This window comes from Streptomyces zaehneri (assembly GCF_032248645.1).
GTDB classification, from domain to species: domain Bacteria; phylum Actinomycetota; class Actinomycetes; order Streptomycetales; family Streptomycetaceae; genus Streptomyces; species Streptomyces coriariae.
Genome location: NZ_JASTTJ010000028.1, coordinates 103370 through 110755 on the forward strand (window position 1 = coordinate 103370; position 7386 = coordinate 110755).

Sequence of the window (7386 nt, forward strand, 5' to 3'; positions counted from 1 at the left end):
CTGTCCTCCCGACGGGTCAGCTGATCTGACGGAGCGTCAAGATAGAACAGGTTCTAGAAGAAGGGAACGGCCGGTCCGAGGAGAACGGTCGGTCGCCCCCTCGTCGCCCCTCTCGTCCGCCTCCTCATCGCTTGTCCCTCACCGGTCGAAGTCCACCTCCACCGCCTCCGTCAGCGGATGCGACTGGCAGGCCAGCACATATCCGGAGTCCGTCTCCTCCGGTTCCAGCGCGAAGTTGCGGTCCATGCGCACCTCGCCGGAGACCAGGAAGGCCCGGCAGGTCCCGCACACCCCGCCCTTGCAGGCGTAGGGTGCGTCCGGCCGGTTGCGCAGCACCGTCTCCAGGACCGACTCCCCGTCCCGCACGGGCCAGCTGCCGCCCCGGCCGTCGAGCCGGGCGGTCACGGTGCTGTGGGTGGGAGCCGCCACGCGCACCGGGGGCGCTGTGACCTCCACGTGGAAGATCTCCTCGTGGATCCGGGAACGCGCGACCCCGATCTCCCGCAGCGCCTGCTCCGCGCCCTGGACGAGGCCGAACGGCCCGCACAGGAACCACCCCGCCACCTCCGCCACCGGCAGCAGCGACGGCAGCAGCCCGGTCAGCCGCTCCCGGTCCAGCCGCCCGGACGGCAGCCCGGCCTGCTGCTCCTCCCGGGAGAGCACGGTGACCAGCTGGAACCGCTCGGGGTACCTGTCCTTGAGGTCGGCGACCTCCTCAAGGAACATCGTCGAGGCGGCCGTCCGGTCGCTGCGGATGAGGCAGAACCGGGCCGCGGGCTCGCGGGCCAGCAGCGTCGAGACGATCGACAGCACCGGCGTGATCCCGCTGCCGCCGACGATCGCCGCGTACCGGCCGGGCGCGGGGGTGAGGGTGAAGCGGCCGGCCGGCGTCATCACGTCCAGCTCGTCGCCGACGGCGATCTCCTTCAACGCGTACGTCGAGAAGGCCCCGCCCTCGACCAGCCGCACGCCCACCTGCAGCGTGCCGGGCCCCGCACTGTCGGGCCCGGGTGCGGGCGAGCAGATCGAGTACGTCCGCCTGACCTCGGTCCCGTCGACCACGCGGCGCAGGGCGAGATGCTGGCCGGGCGCGTGCCGGTACTCCTCGCGCAGCGCGTCGGGGACCGTGAGGGTGAGGGTGACGGAGTCGTCGGTCAGGTGGTCCACCGCGGCCACCTGGAGCGGGTGGAAGCGGGCCATCACAACTCCTTGAAGTGGTCGAAGGGTTCACGACAGGCGAGGCAGCGCCGCAGCGCCTTGCAGGCGGTGGAGGAGAAGCGGCTGAGCAGCTCGGTGTCGGCGGAGCCGCAGTGCGGGCAGAGGATCGGCTCCAGGGCCGCGTCCGTGTCCGTGTCGCCCGCGTCCCGGGTCCGGGTGGGGCCCAGGGTGATGCCGACCGGTTCGGCCGCCGTGCGCACGCGTGGCGGTGCGATGCCGAACTCCCTGAGTTTGCGCCGTCCTTCGGCGGAGATGTCGTCGGTCGACCAGGCGGGGGACAGCACCGTGCGCACGGTGACCTCGCGGACCCCGTGTGCGTGCAGCGCCCGTTCGATGTCCAGGGACATCGCCTCCACCGCCGGACATCCGGTGTAGGTGGGGGTCAGCTCGACGTCGACGGTGTCCGCGTCGCGTACGTGCACCGCGCGCAGCACGCCGAGTTCCCGGAGGGTGACCACGGGCAGTTCGGGGTCGAGCACCGAGCCGGCGACCTCGAGGAGTTCCGCCTCCAGCGGGGTGAGCGTCACCATGACGCACCCGGGTGGCTGCGGTGCAGGTGCTGCATCTCGGCGAGCATCCGGCCGAAGGACTCGGTGTGCAGGCCCTCGCGGCCCGCGCCGGCGCGCCAGGCTCCGGTGCGCGATCCCTCGGGCACGGCCAGGCCGGCCCGCTCCAGCACGCTCCGCACCGACTCCAGCCAGGCCGAGTCCAGGGCCGACAGGTCGAGGTCGAGGCCGTCCAGGGGGGCGAACATCTCCCCGGTGAACCGCCACAGCGCCGTGCAGGCCCGCTGCATCCGCGCGTGGCTCTCCTCGGTGCCGTCGCCGAGCCGCAGCGTCCACTGTTCGGCGTGGTCGCGGTGGTAGGCGACCTCCTTGACGGCCTTCGCCGCCAGTCCCGCGAACGGGCCCTCCACGGCCGCCAGCCGCGCGTACAGCAGGTGCTGGTAGGTGGAGAAGTACAGCTGGCGGGCGATGGTGTGGGCGAAGTCGCCGCCTGGCTGCTCGACCAACTGCAGGTTGCGGAAGGCGCGTTCCTCACGCAGGTACGCCAACTCGTCCTCGTCGCCGACCATCGACAGCAGGATCCGGGCCTGGCCCAGCAGGTCGAGGGCGATGTTGCCGAGGGCGACCTCCTCCTCGAGCACGGGCGCGTGGCCCATCCACTCCCCCAGGCGGTGGGAGAGCACCAGGGCGTCGTCGCCGAGGGCGAGGGCGGCGGTGTGGGTGTGCGTCGTCGTGGTCACAGGTGCTTCACCCCTTCCGGGATCTCGTAGAACGTCGGGTGCCGGTACGGCTTGTCGGCGGCCGGTTCGAAGAACGGGTCCTTCTCGTCCGGAGAGGAGGCCGTGATCACGGAGGACGGCACGACCCAGATCGAGACGCCCTCGCCGCGCCGGGTGTACAGGTCGCGCGCGTTGCGCAGGGCGAACTCGGCGTCCGGCGCGTGCAGGCTGCCGGCGTGGGTGTGGGAGAGGCCGCGCCGGGAGCGCACGAAGACCTCCCACAGGGGCCAGTCGGTGTTCGTCATGCCTGCTCCACTTCCGTCCCAGAGCTGTGTTTGGCCGCGTAGGCGGCGGCCGCCTCTCGTACCCACGCGCCCTCTTCGTGTGCGCGCCTGCGTTGTGTCATCCGCTGTTCGTTGCAGGGGCCGTTGCCCTTGAGGACCTCCTTGAACTCGGTCCAGTCGATGGCTCCGAAGTCGTGGTGGCCCCGCTCCTCGTTCCACTTGAGGTCCGGGTCGGGGAGCGTGAGGCCGAGCGAGGCCGCCTGGGGGACGCAGATGTCGACGAAGCGCCGGCGCAGTTCGTCGTTCGAGTGGCGCTTGATCTTCCAGGCCATCGACTGCGCGGAGTGCGCGGACTCGTCGTCGGGCGGGCCGAACATCATCAGTGACGGCCACCACCAGCGGTCCACCGCGTCCTGCGCCATCGCGTGCTGCTCCGGGGTGCCTCGGCTGAGGGCCAGCAGCAGCTCGTACCCCTGGCGCTGGTGGAAGGACTCCTCCTTGCAGACGCGGACCATCGCGCGGGCGTACGGGCCGTAGGAGCAGCGGCACAGGGGCACCTGGTTGGTGATCGCGGCGCCGTCCACCAGCCAGCCGATCGCGCCGACGTCGGCCCAGGTCAGCGTGGGGTAGTTGAAGATCGAGGAGTACTTCTGGCGGCCGGAGTGGAGCTTGTCGAGCAGTTCCTCACGGCTGGCGCCGAGGGTTTCGGCGGCGCTGTACAGATAGAGCCCGTGGCCCGCCTCGTCCTGGACCTTCGCCATGAGGATGGCCTTGCGGCGCAGGGAGGGCGCGCGGGTGATCCAGTTGGCTTCCGGCTGCATGCCGATGATCTCGGAGTGGGCATGCTGGGCGATCTGGCGTACCAGCGTCGCGCGGTAGGCGTCGGGCATCCAGTCGCGTGGCTCGATGCGTTCGTCGGCGGCCACGGTGGCGTCGAAGACGCGCGCGTACGCCTCGTCGGCGTCGGCTCCGCCGTCCTGCCCGGTGTGCGGCTGTGTGCGGGCCGTCTGGTGCGCGGCTGCTGTCGCCATGCGGTCCCCCTTGACCTCGGGCCTCGGCGCGGTGCCTTGGCCTCGGCTCTGCCGAGCCTTCTCCCGACCGATCGTTCGGTCCGTGCGATTCCATGGTGGGACGGCCGTCGTAAGGTGTCAACCGCTGTGGATAACCTGCGGGCATCCCCTGTGGACAACCTGCCCCGGCCCTTCCCGGCCCGGGTGTCGCGGGGAGGGGGCTGCGCCGAACGGGTGAGGCTGAGTACCGTTCGCGATTGCGCGACGCAGAGCGAAGACGACCGGCATCGGGGAACGGGGCGGAATGGACGTGCACGACGGAGGGGCCGGCTCTCCACAGGGGCCGAACACGTCGAGGGAGGCGGAGGCGGGGACGCCACCCGCCCGGGACACCGTTCCCCGCCCCCGAGCCGAACTCCCGAGCCCCGAACCAGCCTCCCGGGCCGAAGACACGGACTCGGAGCCTGCCTGCCGGGCGGCGGACGCTGACCGCGAGCCTGCTCCTCGGGCCGAGCGCGCTGACTCGCACGGTGCTTTCCAGGCCGAGCCCGCCAACCCCGTCGGTGGTCCCGTCGGCAGTCCTGCCGGTGACTCCGTCAGTGACCCTGCCGGCGGCCCGGTCAGCGAGGCCGTCGGTGGCCCGGTCAGCGAGCCGGTCGGTGACCGGGCGAGTGACCCCGCCGCCGGGCTCGTGAGCGGGCCCCGGCGGCCGGAGTCCCGTTCCGGTGTGGCCGCCCTCTCTCCCCGCTATCAGGTCGGCGCCGCGCTGGCGCTGGCCGTCGTCGCGGTGACCGTCTGCGTGCATGTCGGCATGGTGTTCCTGCACGTCGCCCCGTCGAACACCGTCACCAAGACACACGGCAAGGCGATCGACGACTGGATATACCCGGAGTTCGAGCAGAACTGGAAGCTCTTCGCGCCGAACCCGCTCCAGCAGAACATCGCCGTTCAGGTCCGGGCCCAGATCCGGACCCTGGACGGCGGCTCGCGCACCACCGGCTGGTACGACCTGTCGGCGCAGGACGGCAGGGCCATCGACGGCAATCCGATGCCGAGCCACACCCAGCAGAACGAGCTGCGCCGCGCCTGGGACTTCTTCACCGCCACGCACGACAACGACAACCGCCCCGTCGGCCTGCGCGGTGCCCTCTCCGAGACGTACCTGCGCCACATCGTGCTGCTGCGTCTGGAGCGTGGCGACGCGGCCGGTGACGGTGGTGTCGTCGAGCGGATCCAGGTCCGTTCGCAGACCACCAACGTGACCCCGCCGAAGTGGAGCACCGAGAAGGTGTCGACGAGTCCGGTGTACCGCGAGTTGTCCTGGTGGTCGGTGCCGGACGGCGAGACCGAGGGAGGCGCGAGGTGAACCGGTTCTCCCTGAAGGTGTCCGCCGCCATCGCGCGCGTCACCGAGTCGGCGCTCGCGCCGTACCAGAGCGCCGTGGTCCGGATCGGCTTCAGCGCCACCTGGCTGCTGTTCCTGCTGCGCGAGTTTCCCCACCGGCATGAGCTCTACGGCCCCGACGGTCCCTGGGACTGGGAGCTGGCCCGGCAGCTGATCGACACCAACGGCGCGTTCACGGCGCTGATGTGGTCGGACGGGCGGGGCTGGTTCGAGGCGGTGTACCTGCTCGCACTGCTCTCCGCCGCGCTGCTGCTCCTCGGCTGGCGCACCCGCGCGATGTCGGTGCTGTTCATGGTCGGCGTGCTGTCGCTCCAGAACCGCAGCGTCTTCGTGGGCGACGGCGGGGACAACGTCCTGCACCTGATGTCGATCTATCTCGTGTTCATACGGTGCGGCCGGGTGTGGTCTCTGGACGCGCGGCGGGAGGGGCGCGCGCAGGAGGCACGCGCGCGTGGGGAGCGGGTCACGGACCGGGTGGGTCCCGTCCTGTGGGCCGTGGCCGGGTTGGTCCTGGTCACGGTGACCGTGGCGGGGCGTTTCCACAGCGCCTGGACCATTCCGGCGCTGCTGTGGGCGGTGTGGGCCGTACAGGGCCTGTGGTGGGCCGTCGGCCGCCGCACGAAGTCGCCGGAGCCCCGGATCCTGCTCGACGTGATCGGCAACATCCTGCACAACGGCGCCCTGGTCGTGATCATGGCCGAGGCCTGTCTGATCTACGCGACCGCCGGCTGGTACAAGATCCAGGGCTCGCGCTGGCAGGACGGCACCGCCGCTTACTACCCCCTTCACCTGGACTACTTCTCGCCCTGGCCCGCGCTCGCCGACCTGCTGGCCGGCAGCGGCACGATGGTCCTGCTGGCCACCTACGGGACCGTCATCGTGCAGGTCGCCTTCCCGTTCACGCTCGCCAACCGTCGGCTGAAGAACGTCCTGCTGGTCCTGATGATGACGGAGCACGCGGTGATCGCCGTGGTGCTCGGGCTGCCGTTCTTCTCGCTGGCGATGATCGCGACGGACGCCGTCTTCCTGCCGACGACCTTCCTGCACCGGGTGGGCGGATGGGCGTCACGCGCGCGTGGACGGCTGTTCCCCGACTTCGGTGGTACGCCTGCGCCGGAGTCACCGGGGCCGCAGGAACGGGAGAACCCCGAGCACGCGCGCGTAGGGTTCACGGCATGACCGACCCCGTGACCGCCGGCTCCGATCCGCTCGGCCGGTGGCGGCGGCTCGCCGACGCCTCCGTGCTGCTCGACGGCTTCCACGCCCTCAAGCACGCCGTGCGCTTCGGAGCCGAGGTCCCGGTGGCGGTCACCGCGGACCGGCGGGCGACGCTCGCTCTTGCCGAGGAGCTCGCCCCGGACGTGCGCGACGCGCTGGACACGCTGCTGACGGAGGTCCCCGAGGCGACGTACACCTCCCTGGTGCAGCGCCCGCATCCCACCGCCGTCGCCGCCCTGGCCGTACGGCCCTCCCGCGAGACCGGCCTGGAGCGGCTGGGGCGCGCGCCGCGCGCCACTCCCATCGTGGTCCTGGACAACCCGCGCAACCTCGGCAACGCGGGCGCGGTGATCCGGCTGGCCGCCGGTTTCGGGGCCACCGGGGTGGTCACCACCGGAACCCTCGACCCCTGGCACCCGACCGTGGTGCGCGGCGGGGCGGGGCTGCACTTCGCGACCGCCGTGGAGCGGCTGACCGTCGCCGAGCTGCCGGCCGGCCCGGTGTTCGCCCTCGACCCGGAGGGTGACGACCTGCGAGGCGTCAAGCTGCCGGACGACGCCCTCCTGGCCTTCGGCTCGGAGCGCAGCGGGCTCTCCGCCGAACTGCGTGCGCGTGCCGACCACCTTCTCGCCCTGCCGATGCGCCCCCAGGTCTCCAGCTACAACCTCGCGACCAGTGTGGCCATGACGCTGTACCACTGGAGCGCCACCGGGGGCGCACCGCACGTCCCCTGACACGCGTCCGACCCTTCCCGCCGGGCGCGCGACGCCTGGCACGGCCCCTCGCCGCGGTGGCGGATCACCCGAGTACATCCGGTACGCGGGCGTCCGCCGCCTCGCGACGCACCGCACCGGACGCCGCGCGCCGATCCGACGGGCATGGCCGGACACGCCCTGAGCGCCTAGGTTCTGTCCGGCGGATCATGTGACTTTTTGACTGGTCGCTCGTTGGTTGGGTCATGGGTCGGGGGGATCTGACGAATCGCGAGTGGTTACTGCTGGAGCCGCATCTGCCGCCTCCAGGTGGC

Annotated in this window: 8 protein-coding genes; 3 read left to right on the forward strand and 5 right to left on the reverse strand. The window is 71.6% G+C overall.

Going from position 1 to position 7386, the window contains the following annotated elements:
- Nucleotides 1-138: 138 nt before the first annotated feature.
- The 5 genes from QQM72_RS34990 to paaA are packed head-to-tail and all read right to left on the reverse strand — an operon-like array spanning nt 139 to nt 3758.
- Complete coding sequence (locus QQM72_RS34990) at nt 139-1200, reverse strand: 2Fe-2S iron-sulfur cluster-binding protein (protein ID WP_314224815.1); 1062 nt, start codon at nt 1198-1200, stop codon at nt 139-141.
- Entirely contained in the window at nt 1200-1748 is a 549-nt protein-coding gene (gene paaD / locus QQM72_RS34995; protein ID WP_314224816.1) for a 1,2-phenylacetyl-CoA epoxidase subunit PaaD, read from the reverse strand. Before paaD ends, QQM72_RS34990 begins: the two co-directional genes overlap by 1 nt.
- Complete coding sequence (paaC, locus tag QQM72_RS35000) at nt 1742-2464, reverse strand: 1,2-phenylacetyl-CoA epoxidase subunit PaaC (protein ID WP_314224817.1); 723 nt, start codon at nt 2462-2464, stop codon at nt 1742-1744. Before paaC ends, paaD begins: the two co-directional genes overlap by 7 nt.
- Entirely contained in the window at nt 2461-2748 is a 288-nt protein-coding gene (gene paaB / locus QQM72_RS35005) for a 1,2-phenylacetyl-CoA epoxidase subunit PaaB (protein ID WP_314224818.1), read from the reverse strand. Before paaB ends, paaC begins: the two co-directional genes overlap by 4 nt.
- The gene (gene paaA, locus QQM72_RS35010) at nt 2745-3758 is read right to left on the reverse strand and encodes a 1,2-phenylacetyl-CoA epoxidase subunit PaaA (protein WP_314224819.1); all 1014 of its coding nucleotides are present in this window, start codon (nt 3756-3758) and stop codon (nt 2745-2747) included. The genes paaB and paaA overlap by 4 nt, the downstream gene beginning before the upstream one ends.
- A 283-nt stretch (nt 3759-4041) precedes the next feature.
- Here paaA and QQM72_RS35015 point away from each other — a divergent pair, with 283 nt between their 5' ends.
- The 3 genes from QQM72_RS35015 to QQM72_RS35025 are packed head-to-tail and all read left to right on the forward strand — an operon-like array spanning nt 4042 to nt 7093.
- Nucleotides 4042-5103, forward strand: coding sequence for a DUF5819 family protein (locus QQM72_RS35015; protein WP_314224820.1), 1062 nt, complete (start codon nt 4042-4044; stop codon nt 5101-5103).
- A complete protein-coding gene (locus QQM72_RS35020; protein ID WP_314224821.1) occupies nt 5100-6320 on the forward strand; it encodes an HTTM domain-containing protein in 1221 nt (406 codons plus the stop codon). Before QQM72_RS35015 ends, QQM72_RS35020 begins: the two co-directional genes overlap by 4 nt.
- Nucleotides 6317-7093 carry a TrmH family RNA methyltransferase gene (locus tag QQM72_RS35025; RefSeq protein ID WP_314224822.1) on the forward strand — a complete coding sequence of 259 codons (777 nt, stop codon included), beginning with the start codon at nt 6317-6319 and terminating at the stop codon, nt 7091-7093. Before QQM72_RS35020 ends, QQM72_RS35025 begins: the two co-directional genes overlap by 4 nt.
- Nucleotides 7094-7386: the final 293 nt, after the last annotated feature.